Origin of the sequence: Streptomyces beigongshangae, assembly GCF_019710745.1 — a bacterium.
Classification (GTDB): Bacteria; Actinomycetota; Actinomycetes; order Streptomycetales; family Streptomycetaceae; genus Streptomyces; species Streptomyces beigongshangae.
Genome location: NZ_JAHKJW010000001.1, coordinates 270,102 through 289,247, shown reverse-complemented (window position 1 = coordinate 289,247; position 19,146 = coordinate 270,102). Strand labels below are relative to the sequence as shown.

Sequence of the window (19,146 nt, the reverse complement as noted above, 5' to 3'; positions counted from 1 at the left end):
AACCACGTACGGAGTCCTTTGCTCAGGGCTGGAGGACATATGCACGGCCCCACGCCGCCCCTGCCGCTTCCCACCGACCGGCTGCGGTTCGCCATGCCGCCCATGCACGAGTCGCTCGACGACGAGCGCCGGCACCGCAAGGAACGGCTCGCGGGCGCGCTGCGGCTCTTCGGGCGGCTCGGTTTCGAGGACGGGGTCTCCGGTCACATCACCGCGCGCGACCCGGAGTACAGCGACTGTTTCTGGGTCAACCCGTTCGGTATGCCGTTCAAGCACGTCACCGTCGGCGACCTGGTGATGGCCAACGGGGACGGGCAGGTGCTGGAGGGCCGCTACCACGTGAACCAGGCGGCGTTCACCGTGCACGCGCAGGTGCACGCCGCCCGGCCCGACGTCGTCGCGGTCGCCCACTGCCACTCGGTGCACGGGCGCGCGCTGTCCGCGCTCGGCGAGCTGCTCGAACCGATCACGCAGGAGAGCTGTGCGTTCTACGAGGACCACGCGCTGTACGACGCGTACTCGGGGGTGGCCGTGGACGCCGAGGAGGGGCGGCGGATCGCCTCCGCGCTCGGCTCGTCCAAGGCGCTCGTGCTGCGCAACCACGGGTTGCTGACGGTCGGCGACTCGGTGGACGCGGCGGCCTGGTGGTTCCTGTCGATGGAGCGGTCCTGCCAGGTGCAGCTGACCGCGCGGGCGGCCGGGCGGCCGGTGCCGATCGACCACCGGCAGGCGGTCGCGACGCGGGAGCAGCTCGGCGGGGACCTGGTGGCGTGGATCAACTACCAGCCGCTGTGGCAGGACATCAGCCGCAGCGAACCGGACCTGCTGTCCTGACACCGGCGTGCCGTGCTCAGAAATCGCGCAGCACGGCCGCCTTCGTCATCGCGAACTCCTCGTCGGTGAGCACGCCGTCGCGGTGCAGTTCGCCCAACTCCCGGAGTCTGCGCAGGAGTACGTCGTGCAGGTCCTCCGGTGCCCGGGCCGGAACGGGCGGTACGGAGTCCCGCGGGACGGCCGGGAGGGCGACCGGGGTGACCGGCGCGTCCGGGGTGTCCGGGGTGTCCGGGGTGTCCGGCGCGTACCCACCGGTCCCGACGGGCGCCGTGGACGGGTGCGGGAGGCGGGCCGTGACCGCGGTGGCGACGAGCCCCGTGAGCAGGTCGCGGCGCGCGTTGCCCCACAGGTCGAGGGCGAACGGGTCCTTCTCCGGTGGCAGTCCGGAGAACACCGATCCGTGCGTCACGAACCGCAGGAACCCGTCCTCGGAACCGGAGCCGGGCAGCCACTCCACCCGCGCGAGATCCGCCAGGCCGATGATGCGCGGTCCCGTCGCGCGCTTCACCCGGTCCGAGATGTCGCTCCAGTCGATACGGATCCGGGTGCCGTCGAAGGAGACCGTGCCGTCGCTGGAGCGCACCGAGACCGGCACGGGCGGACCGGGCAGGAGGTACGCCCCGGCCGGTTCCTCGGGGATCTGTTCGAGGAGCAGGGCATGGCGGATCTCCTCGGCGACGTACTCGGCCGCTCCGGAACGGTCGACGGCCACGGACAGCCGGTACGGGTCCGCCGCGTCGGGCAGCCGGCCCCCGGTCGCCTGGAGGAGCGGGTCGGAGCCCTCGCGCAGCCTCAGGCGCAGCCGGCCGCGCTTGCGTTCGGGTGCGTGGACGACGCCCGCCACCGCTTCCAGGGGCACGGCGATCTCCCCGTACGTCTGCCGGAACAGCGACACGGAACGGTGCAGTCCCGGGGTGATCCGGACCGTGCTGCCGTCGAAGGCCCAGGTCCCGTCACGCTGGATGATCTCGGCCATACGGAAATTCTCGCAGCCGGGTCAACACGGGGGCGGAGGGTTCACCCGCGCCGACCGGACCTGACGGACGCGGGGGTGCGCGGTACGGCACAATGCGCTGTCGTCACAAGGCAGTTGTGCTGCCGCGCAGACGTGCGGTGGGCAGACGTGCGGTGGGCGGGTGTGCGACGGGCGGGCGTACGGCCGATGGGCGGTCGGCGGCGTTCGACGGGCAATTGGCGGGCAATTGGCGGGCAGTTCGCGGGCGGTTGGCGGGCGGTCGACGGGCAGCCGGTGGATATTCGACGAAGCGGTGCGGAAGGCGGCAACGGGCGTGGCGGTGCAGGAGGCTGGACAGGGCGCGGGGCGCGACGCCGGCCGGGCGGACCGGCGGGGCGGGCACGAGGGCGGTTGCACCTGCGGGGACTGTCCGCACGGGGCGCGGGAGGGACACCGGCGCGCCGTCGCCGCGTTCCTCTCCAAGCGGGACGAACTGGCGTCGGGGCACGGACTGCCCGCCGCGGTCGCGCACTCGGCCGGGGCCTCCCGGCAGTGGGTGTCGGACGCGCTGACCCAGTCCGCCGACCTCGTCGCCGAGCGCGGACGGGCCGAGGGGGACGTCTGGCTCGGCCTCGTCTGGCGGCGGACCGTCCTGGCCGTGTGGGGACTCGTGGCGGTCCTGCTGCTGGTGCAGGCGCTCACCGCGATCGGGGCGGGCTGGACGTCCGCGCGTACGGCGGGCCTGCTCGCGGCGGTCGTCGTGGGCGGGCTGCTGACCGCCGCGTCGTGGTTCCACCGGGCGCGGGGCGGGGTGCTGGCACCGGTCATCGGCGAGGACAACCGCCTCTCCACCTCCCGGGTGGTGGCCGCCGCCTGGATCCTCTTCGTCGTCTACGCGGTCCTGGTGCTGGCGGGCCGGCTCGCCGGGGCGTCCTCCCACGCCGAGCGGGACTCCCTCATCGCGGGACTCGAACTCGCCCGCGGCGCCGGTATCGTGACCGTCCTCGCCGTCGTGTGCGCCATCGCCGTCCTGGTGCGGCGGGTGGTGGGGCTGCGGGTCCTCGGGCAGCGGCTGCAGAAGGTGCGCGCCGACCGGCCCCGGGCGGCCGACCTGCTGACCGACGACTCCGGGCGCGGGAGCTTCGCGGACACGCAGTACGCGGTGCTGGGCGCCGTCGCGCTGGTGTTCGCGGCGGTACGGCTGGCCCGGCGGCCGGAGCAGCTGCCGGACCTGCCGTGGGGGCTCGCGGTGGTGGTACTGGTGTCGGCCGCCACGTACGTCGCCGCGAAGTACGCGGAGGGCGGGCGGCCGGTGATCCTCTCGGTCGTGCGGGCGCGCGAGGCCGGGGACCTGGACGCGCCCATCCGGACCGGCGACGACATCGAGATCCGGGGGGCCGGGTTCGTGCCGCCCGGCGCGCAGGGTGCGGACCGTCTGTCGCGGATGATGGTGCGGATCGGCGCGGTGCACGTGCACGTGCCGCTGGTTCCCGTGCCCGGCGGGTTCAGCAACCCGTCCGACGCGGTGCTCACGGTGCCGGTCCCGGCGGACGTGGAGCCCGGCCGGGTGGAGGTGCAGGTCGTCACGGCGGCGGGCGTGGAGACGAACCGGGTGGAGATCGACGTGACGGACTGACTTCCCGCCCCGCCTGCCGGGATCGTCCGCCGGGACCGCCCGCCGGGATCGTCCGTCGCGACCGCCCGCCGGGCCTGGAGGGGACCGAGGGAGGTCGAAGGGGGCCGAACCCGTTGTGAACGGGGGACACGCCGTCGTACGTGTGGTCTTGTTGAGAGGTGAACCGTTCGACGGTTGAGAGGTGGCGGAGGCTGTGGCTCACGGCATGCGGATGGACACCCGTTCCGGACAGGCGGACGGCGGCGGGGACTGGCGGGACACCGCCGCGCGGTACGCGCTGCTGCCGCTGCGCGTCTTCCTCGGCGTCACCTTCATCTACGCGGGGCTGGACAAGCTCACCGACAGCGCGTTCATGTCCGACGCCGGGGCGGGCTCGATCGGCGACGTGATGCGTGCGGTCCGTGACTCCTCGGCCGTTCCCGCCCTCGTCGACCTGTCCATCGAGAACCCCGTCGGCTTCGGCTACGCCATGGCGCTGGGCGAACTCGCGGTGGGCATCGGTGCCCTGATCGGCCTGCTGACCCGCCTCGCCGCGTTCGGCGGGGCCCTGATCTCCCTCAGCCTCTGGCTGACGATGAGCTGGGCCGCGGACCCGTACTACTACGGCAACGACCTCCCCTACCTCTTCTGCTGGGTACCCCTCATGCTGGCCGGGGCCTCCACGTTCTCGGTGGACGCCCTGCTCAGGAAGCGGCGGCGACACCTTTAGGCGGCACTTTGAATCATGGTGTCCGCCGGGAACATGTTTTCCGTCGGACAAGTGGGTCATGAAAGCGGAGCCATTCGTTTCCGAATTCGACGGCGCACGGGTGGTCACTTGAACGCGTGGCCCATTTGAACGCATGGCCCACTTGAACGCTTTTCCCCCTTCTTCGTCCTGCATTAGCATCCTCGTGACGAACAGTCGAACATCTGGAACAGAGCCTTCGACCGCTTATCGATATGAGGATGCGATGACGCCACTGGGCGCAATGAACACACTGCCGGAGGACGCCGAAGTCCTGGCGAAAAAAGACCGGTCCCGGCTGATTCACCCGCACCTGCCCGGTGGCGTCACCGACCGCGTCATCATGGTCGAGGGCGCCGGCTGCCGATTACGCGATGCGCACGGCCGCGAGTACCTGGACGCCACCGGCGGGCTCCTGCTCGGGCACGTCGGGCACGGACGGCGCGAACTCGCCGAGATCGCGGCCGGACAGATGGGGAAACTGGAGTACTACAGCAGCTTCCACGAGTTCAGCAACGCACCCTCGATCGAACTCGCCGACCGCCTCGTCGGCCTGGCACCCGCCCCGATGGAGCGGGTGTACTTCACCAGCGGCGGCGGGGAAGCGGTCGACGCCGCGCTGCGGATGGCCCGGCTCTACCACCACCGGCGGGGCGAGCCGGAGCGCACCTGGGTCCTCGCCCGCAACTTCGGCTACCACGGAGTCTCCTACGGCGGCGCCGCGGCGACCGGTCTGCCCATGTTCCACCAGGGCTTCGGTCCCATGCTGCCCCATGTCCGGCACCTGACCCCGCCGATGCCCTTCCACCCGGAGCTGTACGGGGGAGAGGACCCGACCGAGTTCTGCCTGCGGGAACTGCGGGAGACGATCCACGAGATCGGCGCGGACCGGATCGCGGTCATGATCGGCGAGCCCGTCCTCGGCGTGGCCGGTGTGATCGAACCGCCCGCCGACTACTGGCCGCGGGTGTGCGCACTCCTGGCGGAGCACGGGATCCTGCTCATCCTCGACGAGGTCATCACCGCGTTCGGCAGGACCGGGCACTGGTTCGCCGCCGGGCGGATGGGCGTCACGCCCGACTTCATCGTCACCGCCAAGGGGCTGACCTCGGGCTACTTCCCGATGGGCGCGCTGCTGGTGGCCGACCACGTGGCCGACGTCCTCGCCCGTGACGAGGGATTCGTCGGCGGGTACACCTACGGCGGGCACGCGACCGGCTGCGCGGTGGCGCTGGCCAACCTCGACATCCTGGAGCGGGAGAACCTGCTCGGGGCCGCCGTCGAGATCGGCGGCCACCTCGGCGACCGGCTGCGCCGGCTGGAGGAACTGCCCGGCGTCGGACAGGTACGGCAGGTCGGCCTCATGATCGGTATCGAGCTGACACAGGACCCGGACACCGGGAAGCCGCTGTCGGCCGACCGGGTGCCGCCCCTGGTCCGGGAGCGCCACGGGATCATCATCCGCAACAACCCGAACACCGTACTGATCAGTCCGCCGCTGGTGATGAGCCGCGAGGAGGCGGACCGGGTGGCGGCGGCCGTGACCGAGGTGCTCACCGAGTACACCGCCGGGTCCCGGAAGGGGGCGGCCGTGCCGACGGCCTCTCCGTCGTCTGTCCAGTCGTCGGTCCAGTCGCCGGTGCTCGACGCGCCGTGGGAACTGCCGCCGTCGATGCCGGAACTGCTCGCCGCCACCATGGAATGGCATTTCCACCCGAAAACCGGTTCCCGTTTCTGGCTGGAGCGAGCCAAAAGGCTGGATTTCGATCCGCGCAAGGACATCCGCACCGAAGCCGATCTGGCACTTTTCCCGAACGTCGTCGACGAATTGCGTGATGTCCGTGTGGAAGACCTGATCCCCCGCGGATACGGAGACGAACGCATTCCACTGGACATCTACGAGAGCGGTGGGACGACCGGTGCGCCCAAACGCATTGTCTGGCTGCCCGATCTGCACGAACAATTGACCTCGTGGCACTCCGGGGTCCTGGACGCCCGCGGTGTCGCCCGCGGGGTGAACTGGCTGATGATCGGCCCGAGCGGACCGCACATGTTCACCCCCATGGGCCGGGCGCTGGCGCACCGCCGCGGCGGTGTCCCGTTCACCGTGGACCTCGATCCGCGGTGGGCCAAGAAGTGCGCCGCGCAGGGCAGGCACGAGGACGCGAAGCGATACCTGGAGCACGTGCTCGACCAGGTCGGGGAGATTCTGCGCAGCCAGGACGTCGGCGTCGTCTTCACCACGCCGCCGCTGCTGGAGGCCCTGGCCGACCAGGAGGAACTGGCCGAGCTCATCGGCCGGAAGGTCCGCACCATCATCTGGGGCGGCGCCTCGATGGACCTCGACACCCGCGGTCTCTTCCGTCACCAGGTGTTCCCCGAGACCCGGCTGCTCGGCTTCTACGGCAGCACCATGGTCGGCGCCGGGATGTACGAGCGGGAGGGGCTCACCGACGACGAACCGTCCACCTTCGACCCGCCGTACCCGTTCATCAGCATGAGGGTCGTCGACCCGGACACCGGGCGGACGGTGCCCTACGGCGAGCGCGGCCAGGTGATCATGAACCATCTGAGTCGCAGCATGCTGATACCCAACAACCTGGAACGGGACACCGCGATCCGACTGGCGCCCGCCGCGGGCCTGACGGGCGATGCGGTAGCCGACATCAAGCCGGTCGTGACGTTCGGCGGCACCAAGGTCGTCGAGGGGGTGTACTAGACGATGTCCGGTTCTCCGGAACGGATCCACCTCGACGCCCTCGGCCCCGACGGGCCCTACCGGACGCAAGAGCGGGAGGTCGTCCCCGACGTCACCGGCCGGGCGGCCGTGGAGCTGAGCATGGTGCCGCGGCTGTACGCCCGCCGCTCCCTGGCGGCGCTGCGGCGGGCGGGGACGCTGCCGCCGGACGAGCGGACGGCCGCCCTGGCCGAGGCCGGCCGGCTGTTCGCCACCGCCACCCTCGGCGGCCTGTCCGTCGAGCGGTACCAGCACGCCGTCGCCCGGGTCAGCGGCCTGCCCGTCTCCCTGGTGCGGGAGGCCACCGGGGTCACCGGGGCCGACCTGGCCGGCGCGTACGGCTTCGCCGGCCAGGCCCGGCCGCGCGGCAGCCGCGACGCGCCGCACGGCACCGGCAACGCGGTGTGGATCAGGCGCGGCGATGTGCTCGCCGCGCTCACCGCCGGCAACCACCCCGGACTCCACGGGCAGTGGGCACAGGCGCTGGCGCTCGGCTACCGGGTCGCGGTACGGCCCTCGCGACGCGAGCCGCTGAGCGCCCACCGGCTGGTCACCGCCCTGCACGAGGCCGGGTTCGGCACGGACCGGGTCGTGCTGCTGCCCACCGACCACGGCGTCGCCGACATCCTGGTCGAGGGCGCCGACCTGGCCATGGTCTACGGCGGTGACGACGTGGTGGACAGGTACCGGGGCAGGACGACCGTACTGCCGCACGGGCCGGGCCGCGCCAAGATCCTGATCACCTCGGACACCGACGGCACCCGGCATCTCGACACGATCGTCGACTCGGTCGCCCGGCAGGCCGGCGCGGCGTGCGTGAACACCACGGCCGTCTTCGTCGAAGGGGACCCGGCGCCGGTGGCCGAGGCCATCGCCGGGAGGCTGGCCGGTCTTCCCTCGCTGCCGCCGCAGGACGACGGGGCGGTGCTGCCGGTCTGCCGGGTGGACACCGCACGGCACCTGGAGAAGTTCGTGCACGCCGCGGCCGACGGTGCCAGGGGCTGGCTCGGCGGTGACACGATCGTCGCCGAACTCGGCGACGGCTCGGCGGTGCTGCGCCCGGCGGTGTTCCAGCTGGACCGCGCCGACGCACCGCAGGCGCGCCTGGAGATGCCGTTCCCCTGCGTATGGGTCGCGCCGTGGAGCCGGGCCGACGGACTGGCCCCGTTGCGCGACACGCTCGTGCTCACCGCTCTCACCTCGGATCAGGAGCTGATCGGCCGTCTGCTCGACGCCCCGGCCATCCGGAACCTCCATGTCGGGGACCACCGGACCGACGTACTGGTCCCCGGCCTGCCGGCGGACGGCTACCTCGGGGAGTTCCTGATGCGGAGCAAGACGTTCACGAACGGGGCGCCGAGGGGGTTGGCGGCATCGACGGCGTGACGGCGTCGACGGCGTGACGGCGTGACGGCGTCGGCAGCGTGGCGGTGTCGATGGTGTGACGGTGTGGGGCGTCGACGGTTTGATGGTGTGGCGGCCTCGACGGTGTGACGGCGTCGCTCGTCCGAGGGTGGGCATCCGGATCGTCGAACGAGCCGTCCCCGGATACCGGCCCGGGGCCCCGCATCGCCCCGACCGGCCGCAAAGCCACCACCGGCATCGACGCCCTCGCGCCTCCGACCCTTCCAGCCCTTCCAGCCCCTCCAGCCCTTCGACGGTCCCACCCGACCGCGAACCGAACGGCCTTGACGACAGGGCCTAGCCCGGGGCGCCCGTGCTCTCCCGCGCAGGCGCCTCGCGGCGGCGGTGGCGGCGTATCCCGCGGGCCAGACCGCCCGCCACGGCGGCCCCGCACAGGCCCCCGACGACGAGCGGGACCACCGCGAACCACGGGGTCTCCCACAGGCCGCCCGCATCGCCGGCGTAGACGGCACCCGTCAGGGCGATGAAGAAGCCCCCGACGAGCCGGCCGGGCTGGAATTCATGACGTAGCACGGGTGACCTCCGCCTGTCCTACGCCGACCTCAAGTGTGAGGTCGAGCGTGCCGCCGTTCCTGCTGCCCTTCACGGGCACGAGGGTCAGTTCCTTGCGCTTGCCCGGAGCCACGTCCACGTCCTGTTTGTCGTCGCCCGGCAACTGGACGTCGCCGACTCCCACTTCGACGAGCAGTTTCACCGTCGCGTCCCTCGGCACGATCACCTTGAGCTGTCCCAGACCCACCTCGGCGTTGGTCGTCACGGTCTGTCTCCTGCCGAGGTCGAGCCGGCTGAGGTCGAGCGTGCCAACGCCCGCGCCGAGGTCGTACTGCTCCCGCACGGCGGCCGCCGTGCCCGGTATCCAGTCCGTACGCTCCCAGCGGGTGCCGATGTCCTTCGGCAGGACCGTCGCGCACACCAGCAGGCCCGCCGTGACGATGGCGAGGAAGACCGATCCCGCTCCCGTACGCCCGAGGAACGCGCTGACCGCCATGCCCAGCCCCAGGACGACGAGCGCACAGGCCAGGCCGGTCTGCAGGCTGGTGCCGAGCGTGTGGTCGTCCCAGGTCAGCCTCGTACCGAGCACGCCCACGACGAGGGCGAGCGAGAACACCCGGCCGCCGATCCCGCGGGGGCCGCGCGACCTGGTCTCCCGCGTCCGTATGTCCCGGCCTGCTCCGGTGCCACCGCCGCGCGCGATGGTGACCGCAGCCGCGATGTCGCGGTCCCGTGTGCTCCTGGGGCCCCACAGATAACCGGTGCCCCCCACATACGTCCCGTCCTTGACGATGGGCTCGCGCCACCAGGAGGGGAAGGCGGTGGGCACGGGGGGCGCCTGCGCCTCCGGCGGGGCGTCCGCGACGGCCTGCACGGCGATGGGGTTCCCCCGGCTCGACCGCGGCCGGGAGCGGGGGAGCGGGTCGGGGACGTCGGTGCCGCGCTGCCGCGACCAGTAGCCTGCGCCCGCGAGGAGCAGCGAGAGCGTCGCCGCGAAGGTCAGCACGCCGCCGTTGTTCAGCATGGAGAGGAAGACGCCGCAGCCCACCAGGGCGAACAGCACGCCCGCCAGGGCCTGGCCGTCGACGCGGCCGGTGAGGAGCTTGCGCACCTCGTTCTCCTCCTCCTCGTCGTACGGGACGAAGAGCCAGGCGAAGCCGTAGAAGATGAGGCCGAGGCCGCCCGTCGCCGAGAGCACCGCGAGCACGATCCGGAAGATCACCGGGTCCATGTCGCACTGCCGCCCGAGTCCTGCGCAGATACCACCCAGCATCTTTTGCCGCCGGTCGCGCCGGAATCCGCGCGGCACCTCGGGCGCCGACGGCTCCCCGGGCGCTGGCGGCTCCCCGGACGCGCCGGTCGGTCCCGGTGTGCGCGGTTCCCCGCCCGCCGGCGTCCGGGCACCGGTCGCGGGCACGGAGTCCCGCGGTGCGGCGCCCGGACCGGGCGCCGCACCCGTCGCGGCGTGCTGCTGATCGCTCATGCGTCCATGGTGACGGCCGCGGGGCCCCGGCGGCAGTCGGAACGACCCTGGCCGAACCCTGAATTCGATCCCGGAGCCGACCCTCATGCCGGACGCGAGGACCGGACTCGGAGGCGCGAGGACCGGGGCGCAAGGACCGGCCGTGAAGATCAGGGGAGTCTCGGGGGCCGACCCTGATGCCCGGCGGCGCCGCGCGTGTGAATATCGATGGCATGCCGGACGCCGCCACTCTGACCGTCGAGGACCCGCGGCCTCCGCGCAAGCTCTACCGCAGCAGCGACGGACGCTGGCTCGGGGGAGTGGCGCGGGGGCTCGCAGGGCATCTCGGCCTGCCCGTGACCTGGGTGCGGCTGGTCTTCGCGGGCCTGTTCATGGCGGACGGCCTGGGGGCGTTGCTGTACGCGTCGTTCTGGTTCTTCGTCCCGCTCGGCGTCGGGGGCGTGGACGCCGAGCGGCCTCCCGCGCTCGCCACCGAGACCGCCCCGGACGGCCGCCGCAGACTGGTGGCCCGCAAGCCCGACAAGGGGCAGATCGTCGCGCTGCTCGCGATGGTCGTCGTGGCCATGATCTTCGTGGGGAACGTCGATCTGAGCAGTGGCGCCAAGGCGTACCTCTGGCCCACCGTCCTCGTCGGTGCGGGCGTGGCGCTGGTCTGGCGGCAGGCGGACAACGCGCGACGGGCCCGCTGGATGGAGGTCGGCCGCCGCAAGCGCACGATCACGCTGTTCCGCTCCGCGGCCGGGGTGCTGCTCGTCGCCGCGGGCGTCTCGGGGATATTCGTGCTGCAGGGCTCCGCCGCCCACCTCGGTTCGGTCCTGCAGGCCGCGCTCGCCGTCCTCGTCGGGATAGCGCTGCTGGCCGGTCCCTATCTGGTGCGGATGACCCAGGACCTCTCCGAGGAACGCCTGATGCGCATCCGCGCGCAGGAGCGGGCCGAGGTCGCCGCACACGTCCACGACTCGGTGCTGCACACACTGACGCTGATACAGCGCAACGCGGAGAACGCGAGCGAGGTCCGACGCCTCGCCCGCGCCCAGGAGCGCGATCTGCGCAACTGGCTCTACAAGCCGGAGGGCACCGGCAAGGACGAGGCGGAGGAGCCCGACACCCTCGCCGAGGCCGTCAAGCGCAACGCGGCGGAGGTCGAGGACAAGCACGGGGTCCCCATAGAGGTCGTGGTCGTCGGTGACTGCCCGCTCGACGACAGGACCGGCGCCCAGATGCAGGCCGCGAGGGAAGCCATGGTGAACGCGGCCAAGTACGGTGGCGAGGGCGGCGCGGTGCAGGTCTTCGCCGAGGTCGAGGGGAGGACCGTCTTCGTGTCGGTCCGGGACCGGGGCCCCGGCTTCGACCTGGACTCGATACCCGCCGACCGCATGGGCGTCAGAGAATCGATCATCGGCCGCATGGAGCGCAACGGCGGTACGGCCCGGCTGCGGGCGGTACCGGACGGCGGCACGGAGGTCGAGCTGCAGATGGAGAGGGCGGAGACATGAGCGACGCGAGCGAACCGACCGGAGCGGCCGGAGCGGGTGCGACCGGCACCGGCGGGGCCGGGGACCCGACGGGGGCCGGGCCCGGACGGCGGGTGCGCGTGGTGCTCGTCGACGACCACCGCATGTTCCGTACGGGAGTTCGGGCGGAGATCGGCCAGACCGAGCGGACCGGCGTCGAAGTGGTCGGCGAGGCCGCGGACGTCGACCAGGCGGTCACGGTCATCACGGCGACCCGCCCCGAGGTGGTCCTCCTGGACGTGCACCTGCCGGGCGGCGGCGGGGTCGAAGTGCTGCGCCGCTGCTCGCCTTTGATGGCAGACGCCGAGCAGCCGGTCCGGTTCCTCGCACTGTCCGTGTCGGACGCGGCGGAGGACGTGATCGGTGTGATCCGGGGCGGCGCCCGCGGCTACGTCACGAAGACGATCACCGGTACGGACCTCGTCGACTCCGTCTTCCGGGTCCAGGACGGCGACGCCGTCTTCTCCCCCCGCCTGGCCGGCTTCGTCCTCGACGCCTTCGCCTCGACCGACGCCCCGCCCGTCGACGAGGACCTCGACCGCCTGACCCAGCGTGAGCGCGAGGTCCTGCGCCTCATCGCGCGCGGGTACGCGTACAAGGAGATCGCCAAGCAGCTCTTCATCTCCGTCAAGACGGTCGAGTCCCACGTCTCGGCGGTTCTGCGCAAACTGCAGCTGTCCAACAGGCACGAGCTGACGAGATGGGCGACGGCACGCAGGCTGGTGTGACCGGACGGCAGGACGGCAGGGCGACCGGTGTGACGGCTCGGCAGGTCCTCGCCCGGCGCGGCGCACATCCGTGACCCGTGACCCGGGACCTGCGACCCGCGATCCGCGATCCGCGACCAAACGCAGTGCGTGAAGCTCCCGCTCACGCCACCCGCGTCGCTCCCGCGAACGGCATCTCGCCGATCGGGGCCACCCGGACCGAAGCCGACGAATTGGGGGCGTGGATCATCCGGCCGTTGCCCACGTACAGGCCCACATGACTGATGCCCGAGTAGAAGAACACCAGCTCGCCGGGGCGGAGTTCGGACCGTGCGACGCGTCGGCCCGCGTCGATCTGCGCGTACGTCGTACGGGGCAGCGAGACGCCCGCGGCGCGGTACGCGGCCTGTGTCAGTCCCGAGCAGTCGAAGGCGTCGGGACCGGTGGCGCCCCATACGTACGGGCTGCCCAGCTTCCTGTAGGCGTACGAGACCGCGATCGCCGCACGGGAGGAGGGGGCCGTCACGGGGGAGCCCGCCACGAGAGCGCGTGGGGCGGTGGAGCGCGAGGCGCGGGCGGTGTCCGGGTCATCCGCGCCGGTGTGGGCCCGGTCCTCGTCCGGCAGCCGCGACAGCAGCCGGCGTGCCTCGTCCAGCTTCCCGGTGACCGTCCTCCTGTGCCGCTTCAGGTCCGCCTGCCGCTCCCTGAGCGTGGCCAGTTCGACGCGCGCGGCGCCGCGCAACTGCTCGATCTCCCGCAGCCGGTTGCGTACACGCGACACCGTCGCGGCCTGCCTGCTGCCCGCCCGCTCGGCGAACGCGGCCCCGTCCAGGTACTGATCGGGGTCCGCGGACAGCAGCAGCCCCAGCGAGGGGTCGACACCTCCGTCCCGGTACTGGGCGGTCGCCAGCGAACCGAGTGCCTCCCGTTCGGAGTTGAGCCGTTCCGTGCCGCGCGCGGTCCGGTCCTGGAGGGTGTCGATCCGATCGGCCGCCTTCGTGGACCTCTCCTCGGCCCCGTTGTACTTCTCGGTGGCGACCTCCGCCTCCCGGTACAGCCTGTCGGCCTCGGCCCGCACCCGCGCCGCCGTCGGGTCGGGCGCGGCGACCCCCGTCCCGGCCAAGCCTGTCGCACTCGCCGCGCCGGCGAGCGCGACGGTGAGGGCGGTGCGGGCCGTACCGCGGCCGAGCGAACGCCGTCCGGGCTTGCGGTGCGCTGCCACGTGCGATCCACGTTCCTTCCGGTTGCACGTCCGGCGGCGGCCCGCACAGGGGGAGCGGACCGCCGCCGGACCTTTCTGGCGGAGGTGCCGACCGCCGCCCCTGGCCCGGGCGGATGTGGTGGGGAGCCGGTCACCTGGGGAAGGACGCTAGACCTGACGCTGCGCCGACGGTAACGCCATGTACGGAAATGATGGCATCCGTCCATGGAGCGACCGGGTGCGACCGTGATCCGGGCGCGGCGCCACCGACCTGGCGTGGTGGAGCGACCGATGCCCGGGTTGCGGGGGAACGAGAGGCCGGGCAGTGCTATGGGCCGCGGGAGGGGCGGGGGTCAGCGTGGTTGGCGCAGTCCCGCCACGAGGAGCTCGACCATGCGGCGGGCGTCGTACCGGGCGTCGCTGTCGGCGCCGATGCAGAGATTGCCGACGCCGCGCATGAGCTGGTAGGCGCTGAGGTCGGAGCAGATCTCGCCGGAGGCGGTGGCGGCGTCGAGGAGCTGGGTGCACACCGGCAGGAGACGGTCGAGGAAGTAGGCGTGCAACGTCTCGAAGCCGGCGTTGTCGGTCTGCAGCGCGGCCGCGAGCCCGTGCTTGGTGACCAGGAAGTCGACGAAGAGGTCGACCCACTGCCGCAGGGCGGCGTGCGGCGTCGGGGCGGTCGCCAGCAGGGCCGGGCCTGCCTCGGCGCAGGCGTCGACCTGGTGCCGGTAGACGGCGATGACCAGATCGGCCCGCGTCGGGAAGTGCCGGTAGATCGTGCCCAGACCGACGCCCGCCCTGGCCGCGATGTCACGTACCGGCGCTTCCACGCCCGACGTGACGAAGACCGCGGCGGCCGCGTCGAGCAACGTCTCCTTGTTCCGCCGGGCGTCCTTGCGCTTGGACTGCGCCGCGGGCGCCGTGTCACGGCCGCCGTCGTTCACGCCCTCGTGCACGCTGTCGTTCGTCACGCCACTGCCTCCGCCGTCATCGGGCTTGCCGCCGCCCGGCTCGTCGCCCGACGTGTCACCACCGGGACGACACCTTAGGGCCTGCAAAATGGAACGGAGTTCCGATTGTCCATGATGGCAGAGCCGTGTCGCGAGGACGGCAGAGCCGTGTCACGAGCGGTGTTCTAGGCGGGCCGCACCACGCTGTGGACCGGCATGTAGTAGATCGACTCCTCGTGGACGTACGCACCCGGCCTGGGCGCGTGGATCATCATGCCGTCGCCGATGTAGATGCCGACGTGGCTGATGTCGTCGTGGAAGAAGACGAGATCACCGGGCTGGGCGCTGTCCACCGGGACCGTCGTGCCGGCTCCGGCCTGGTCCCATGTCGTCCGCGGAAGGGTGACCCCGGCGGCCTTCCAGGCGGCCAGGGTGAGCCCGGAGCAGTCGTACGAACCGGGGCCGCTCGCACCCCAGACGTACGGCCTGCCGATCTGGGCGCGGGCGAAAGCGAGCGCCTTGGCCGCCTTCGCGGTGGCAGTGGCAGCAGCAGTGGCGACGGTGGCGGGGTCGGAGCCCGGCACGCCCCCTGTGGCGGTGACCGTGCCGACGGCGGTGTCCGTGCTCCGCCGGGGCTGTGCCGCCGCCTGCCGCCGTGCCGGCTCGTCCGCCGTGCGCAGGGCCTCCTGCTGCTTCTCCCGCTCGATTGCGGCGAGCCGGGCCTGCTCCTCGGCGGTCAGCTTCGAGAGCAGAGCGCGTGCCTCGGCGAGCTTGCGCTGCACGTCCCGCTTGGACGTCTTCAGCGTGTCCTGCGTCGTGGTGGGCGTCTCCAGGCCCTCGGGTGCCTCCTGCCGCTTCCTCGTCTCGGCGGCACGCTGCGTCGCGTGGTCGTCGACGGCCTGCTTCTGGCGGGCGGTCAGCCGGTCCATCAGCCGGTTCATCAGCTGGGTCTGGTCGAAGTAGTCCTGCGCGTTGTCCGCGAGGAGCAGGGCGGCGGTGTCGGGGGCGGAGGCTCCCGCGCGGTACTGCGCGGAGGCGAAGGCTCCGAGCGCCCCGCGGGCGCTGCTCAGCTTCTCCGTGCGCTTCGCCACATCGTCCAGGAGGGTGCCGACGCGCTTGCGCTGCCTGTCCGTCCTCTCCCTGGCCGCGTCGTACTTCTCGGTGGCCGTACCCGCCTGCTGGTAGAAGTCTTCGATCTTCTTCCGGACTTCGTCCGTGCTCGGCGTGGACTCCGGGGCGGGTGCGGCCTCCGCCGTCTGGGAGAGCAGGGCCACCGAGGTCAGGGCCGCGGTGGCGAGAGCCGGCGTCCGCAATCCCCTGGAACCCGAGGACCGCGACTTGCGGTGTGGCGCCACGAAGGCGTCTCCTTCCGTCATCCGCCTACCGGGTTAGCTGTCGGGTTCGGGCGGGTGCTTCGGAAGGTTTGCCCTACGGCCCTGGTCCCGCGAGGGAGTCGGGCCGATTCACCCCAGGATCGGTGGGTCCCCGGTTCCGGCGGCCACGGGGGCACGCAGGATTCGGCGGAGTCCGCTCGGCCCGGCGTTGTTCGCCGGTGCGGGTCGAGCGGGCTACTCGAAAGTTAGCCAATTCGTGTGGCTCTTGTGAAGTTTGATGTGCGATATGCCCGATACATTTTCGTGACCTGGGTTTCGAGGGCTGTTCGGCGGCGTCATTTGTGCGTGATGTGACCGAATTGTCCGGAGTGGGATGTCATGGTGACAGCGCGTACCCGAGTCGTGGTCGTGAGTGAGGGGCCGATCCGGAGAGGGGGACGGATTCCGGCGGAGTTCCCCGGGCGGCCGCGGGGTGTCGGTGCGGGCGCCTAGACTCGGAGGGCGATGAGCAGCCTCTTTGATGACAGTTTCCTGGCGGACCTCGGGCCCCCGCGGGCCCCCGAGGAAGAGCCCCCGCCGCCCGAGGACGACGCGCCGGACCCGGTTCCGGACGATCTGTTCGGCGGGCGGTTCGACGCGCCCGCGAGCAGGGACAGCCACTACCGCGACGGCGCCCCCCGGCCGCCCGTGGACCCGGCGGCGCTCCTGGACGGGCTGAACGAGAACCAGCGCGCGGCGGTGGTCCACCACGGATCGCCGCTGCTCATCGTGGCCGGCGCCGGTTCCGGCAAGACCCGTGTGCTCACGCACCGGATCGCCCACCTGCTGGGCGAGCGCGGGGTGCATCCCGGCCAGATCCTCGCGATCACCTTCACGAACAAGGCCGCGGGCGAGATGAAGGAGCGCGTCGAGCAGCTCGTCGGCCCGCGGGCCAACGCGATGTGGGTGATGACCTTCCACAGCGCCTGCGTGCGGATCCTGCGCCGCGAGAGCAGGAAGCTCGGCTTCACGTCGTCCTTCTCGATCTACGACGCCGCCGACAGCAAGCGCCTCATGGCCCTGGTCTGCCGCGATCTGGACCTCGACCCCAAGCGCTTCCCGCCGAAGTCCTTCAGCGCCAAGATCTCGAACCTGAAGAACGAGCTGATCGACGAGGAGGACTTCGCGGCCCAGGCCGCCGACGGTTTCGAGAAGACCCTCGCCCAGGCCTACGCGATGTACCAGTCGCGGCTGCGCGAGGCGAACGCGCTGGACTTCGACGACCTGATCATGACGACGGTCAACCTCCTGCGCGCCTTCCCCGACGTCGCCGAGCACTACCGCCGCCGCTTCCGCCACGTCCTCGTCGACGAGTACCAGGACACGAACCACGCGCAGTACTCCCTCGTCCGGGAACTCGTCGGCACCGCCGCGGACCCGGCGGCGGACCCCGCCGCGCACCCCGGGGGCGTACCGGGGGACGTGCCGCCGGGAGAGGGTGACCTGCCGCCCGCCGAGCTCTGCGTCGTCGGTGACGCGGACCAGTCGATCTACGCCTTCCGCGGCGCGACGATCCGCAACATCCTCCAGTTCGAGGAGGACTACCCGAACGCGACGACGATCCTGCTGGAGCAGAACTACCGCTCCACGCAGACCATTCTGACCGCCGCCAACGCGGTCATCGAGCGCAACGAGTCGCGCCGCCCCAAGAACCTGTGGACCAACGCGGGCGCGGGCGCGCGCATCACGGGTTACGTCGCCGACACCGAGCACGACGAGGCGCAGTTCGTCGCCGACGAGATCGACCGCCTCACCGACGCGGGCGACGCGAAGGCCGGCGACGTCGCCGTCTTCTACCGTACGAACGCCCAGTCCCGTGTCTTCGAGGAAGTCTTCATCCGGGTCGGTCTGCCCTACAAGGTCGTCGGCGGCGTCCGCTTCTACGAGCGCAAGGAGGTCCGGGACGTCCTCGCGTACCTGCGGGTGCTCGCGAACCCCGAGGACTCCGTACCGCTGCGCCGCATCCTGAACGTGCCCAAGCGCGGCATCGGCGACCGCGCCGAGGCGATGATCGACGCGCTCGCGCAGCGCGAGAGGATCAGTTTTCCGCAGGCGCTGCGCCGCGTCGACGAGGCGTACGGCATGGCGGCCCGCTCGACCAACGCCGTCAAGCGGTTCAACACGCTGATGGAGGACCTCCGTACGATCGTCGAGTCCGGCGCGGGCCCGGCGACCGTCGTACAGGCGATCCTCGAACGCACCGGCTACCTCGCCGAGTTGCAGAACTCCACCGACCCGCAGGACGAGACCCGCATCGAGAACCTCCAGGAGCTCGCCTCGGTGGCCCTGGAGTTCGAGCAGGAGGAGGCCGGCGGCGAGGGCGACGGCGGCGAGGGCGAGGGCGACGAGGGCGGCGGCGGGACGCCCGTCGGGCTCGCGGCCTTCCTGGAGCGGGTGGCCCTGGTCGCCGACTCCGACCAGATCCCCGACGAGGACGAGGACGGCTCCGGCGTCATCACGCTGATGACCCTGCACACCGCCAAGGGCCTCGAATTCCCGGTCGTCTTCCTGACCGGCATGGAGGACGGCGTCTTCCCGCACATGCGCGCCCTCGGCCAGACCAAGGAGCTGGAGGAGGAGCGGCGGCTCGCGTACGTCGGCATCACGCGCGCGCGGGAGCGGCTGTACCTGACGCGGTCGTCGATGCGCAGCGCGTGGGGGCAGCCTTCGTACAACCCGCCGTCCCGTTTCCTGGAGGAGATCCCGGAAGCGCACCTGGACTGGAAGCGCAGGGGATCCATGGGGGCCGTGGCCTCCGGTCCCGCCGCCGGTGTGGCGGCGTCCCTGTCCTCCACCCGCTCCCGCTCGGCGGCCTCGGGCGCGTCCGGGTTCGCGACGCGGCGCGGCTCCGCGGAGAAGCCGGTGGTGTCACTGGCGGTCGGTGACCGGGTCACCCACGATCAGTTCGGCCTCGGCACGGTGGTCGGTGTGAAGGGCACGGGGGCCACCTCCGAGGCGACGGTCGACTTCGGCGGAGAGAAGCCGAAGCGCCTGCTGCTGCGGTACGCACCGGTCGAGAAGTTGTAGACGGATCTGCAGCTGTCTGCATCTGTTGCAGACAGTTGTAGACAGATGCAGAGGGGGACGTCGACTTCGCGGAGGGGGGCGGTCG

The 19,146-nt window shown here is 71.9% G+C and carries 14 protein-coding genes and 1 riboswitch; of the genes, 8 read left to right on the top strand and 6 right to left on the bottom strand.

Going from position 1 to position 19,146, the window contains the following annotated elements; genetic code table 11:
• The first annotated feature begins 39 nt into the window (after positions 1–39).
• A complete protein-coding gene (locus KM933_RS01275; RefSeq protein ID WP_221347847.1) occupies positions 40–834 on the top strand; it encodes a class II aldolase/adducin family protein in 795 nt (264 codons plus the stop codon).
• Positions 835–850: 16 nt separating this feature from the next.
• Here KM933_RS01275 and KM933_RS01270 read toward each other — a convergent pair whose 3' ends face one another.
• Positions 851–1,810, bottom strand: coding sequence for a DUF4429 domain-containing protein (locus KM933_RS01270; protein WP_221347846.1), 960 nt, complete (start codon positions 1,808–1,810; stop codon positions 851–853).
• Between the two features lie 313 nt (positions 1,811–2,123).
• Here KM933_RS01270 and KM933_RS01265 point away from each other — a divergent pair, with 313 nt between their 5' ends.
• From KM933_RS01265 to KM933_RS01245, 4 genes are all read left to right on the top strand, one after another.
• Positions 2,124–3,425 carry a hypothetical protein gene (locus KM933_RS01265; RefSeq protein ID WP_221347845.1) on the top strand — a complete coding sequence of 434 codons (1,302 nt, stop codon included), beginning with the start codon at positions 2,124–2,126 and terminating at the stop codon, positions 3,423–3,425.
• 193 nt (positions 3,426–3,618) lie between these two features.
• The gene (locus KM933_RS01260; protein ID WP_221347844.1) at positions 3,619–4,134 is read left to right on the top strand and encodes a DoxX family protein; all 516 of its coding nucleotides are present in this window, start codon (positions 3,619–3,621) and stop codon (positions 4,132–4,134) included.
• Between the two features lie 262 nt (positions 4,135–4,396).
• A complete protein-coding gene (locus tag KM933_RS40175; protein WP_308013198.1) occupies positions 4,397–6,871 on the top strand; it encodes an aminotransferase class III-fold pyridoxal phosphate-dependent enzyme in 2,475 nt (824 codons plus the stop codon).
• Between the two features lie 3 nt (positions 6,872–6,874).
• Positions 6,875–8,275, top strand: coding sequence for an aldehyde dehydrogenase family protein (locus tag KM933_RS01245; RefSeq protein WP_221347843.1), 1,401 nt, complete (start codon positions 6,875–6,877; stop codon positions 8,273–8,275).
• Between the two features lie 315 nt (positions 8,276–8,590).
• On the opposite strand, the gene KM933_RS01240 is transcribed toward KM933_RS01245, so the two are convergent.
• Both KM933_RS01240 and KM933_RS01235 read right to left on the bottom strand, forming a co-directional pair.
• Complete coding sequence (locus KM933_RS01240) at positions 8,591–8,827, bottom strand: hypothetical protein (protein WP_221347842.1); 237 nt, start codon at positions 8,825–8,827, stop codon at positions 8,591–8,593.
• Positions 8,814–10,289 (bottom strand): PspC domain-containing protein, encoded by a 1,476-nt coding sequence (locus tag KM933_RS01235; protein WP_221347841.1) that lies wholly within the window; start codon positions 10,287–10,289, stop codon positions 8,814–8,816. The genes KM933_RS01240 and KM933_RS01235 overlap by 14 nt, the downstream gene beginning before the upstream one ends.
• A gap of 212 nt (positions 10,290–10,501) precedes the next feature.
• On the opposite strand from KM933_RS01235, the gene KM933_RS01230 reads away from it, so the two are divergent.
• Both KM933_RS01230 and KM933_RS01225 read left to right on the top strand, forming a co-directional pair.
• Positions 10,502–11,785, top strand: coding sequence for an ATP-binding protein (locus KM933_RS01230; protein WP_221347840.1), 1,284 nt, complete (start codon positions 10,502–10,504; stop codon positions 11,783–11,785).
• Positions 11,782–12,531, top strand: coding sequence for a LuxR C-terminal-related transcriptional regulator (locus KM933_RS01225; protein WP_221347839.1), 750 nt, complete (start codon positions 11,782–11,784; stop codon positions 12,529–12,531). The genes KM933_RS01230 and KM933_RS01225 overlap by 4 nt, the downstream gene beginning before the upstream one ends.
• 142 nt (positions 12,532–12,673) lie before the next feature.
• Here the strand turns inward: KM933_RS01225 and KM933_RS01220 are convergent, their stop codons facing one another.
• The 3 genes from KM933_RS01220 to KM933_RS01210 form a co-directional block, all read right to left on the bottom strand.
• A complete protein-coding gene (locus tag KM933_RS01220) occupies positions 12,674–13,732 on the bottom strand; it encodes a C40 family peptidase (RefSeq protein WP_221347838.1) in 1,059 nt (352 codons plus the stop codon).
• Positions 13,733–14,064: 332 nt separating this feature from the next.
• Entirely contained in the window at positions 14,065–14,682 is a 618-nt protein-coding gene (locus KM933_RS01215) for a TetR/AcrR family transcriptional regulator (protein ID WP_430727259.1), read from the bottom strand.
• A gap of 164 nt (positions 14,683–14,846) precedes the next feature.
• Entirely contained in the window at positions 14,847–16,016 is a 1,170-nt protein-coding gene (locus KM933_RS01210) for a C40 family peptidase (protein WP_221347837.1), read from the bottom strand.
• Between the two features lie 7 nt (positions 16,017–16,023).
• Positions 16,024–16,194, bottom strand: a riboswitch (cyclic di-AMP (ydaO/yuaA leader).
• Positions 16,195–16,499: 305 nt separating this feature from the next.
• Between KM933_RS01210 and pcrA the strand changes: the two genes are divergently transcribed.
• Entirely contained in the window at positions 16,500–19,061 is a 2,562-nt protein-coding gene (pcrA, locus tag KM933_RS01205; RefSeq protein ID WP_221347836.1) for a DNA helicase PcrA, read from the top strand.
• The last annotated feature ends 85 nt before the right edge of the window (positions 19,062–19,146 follow it).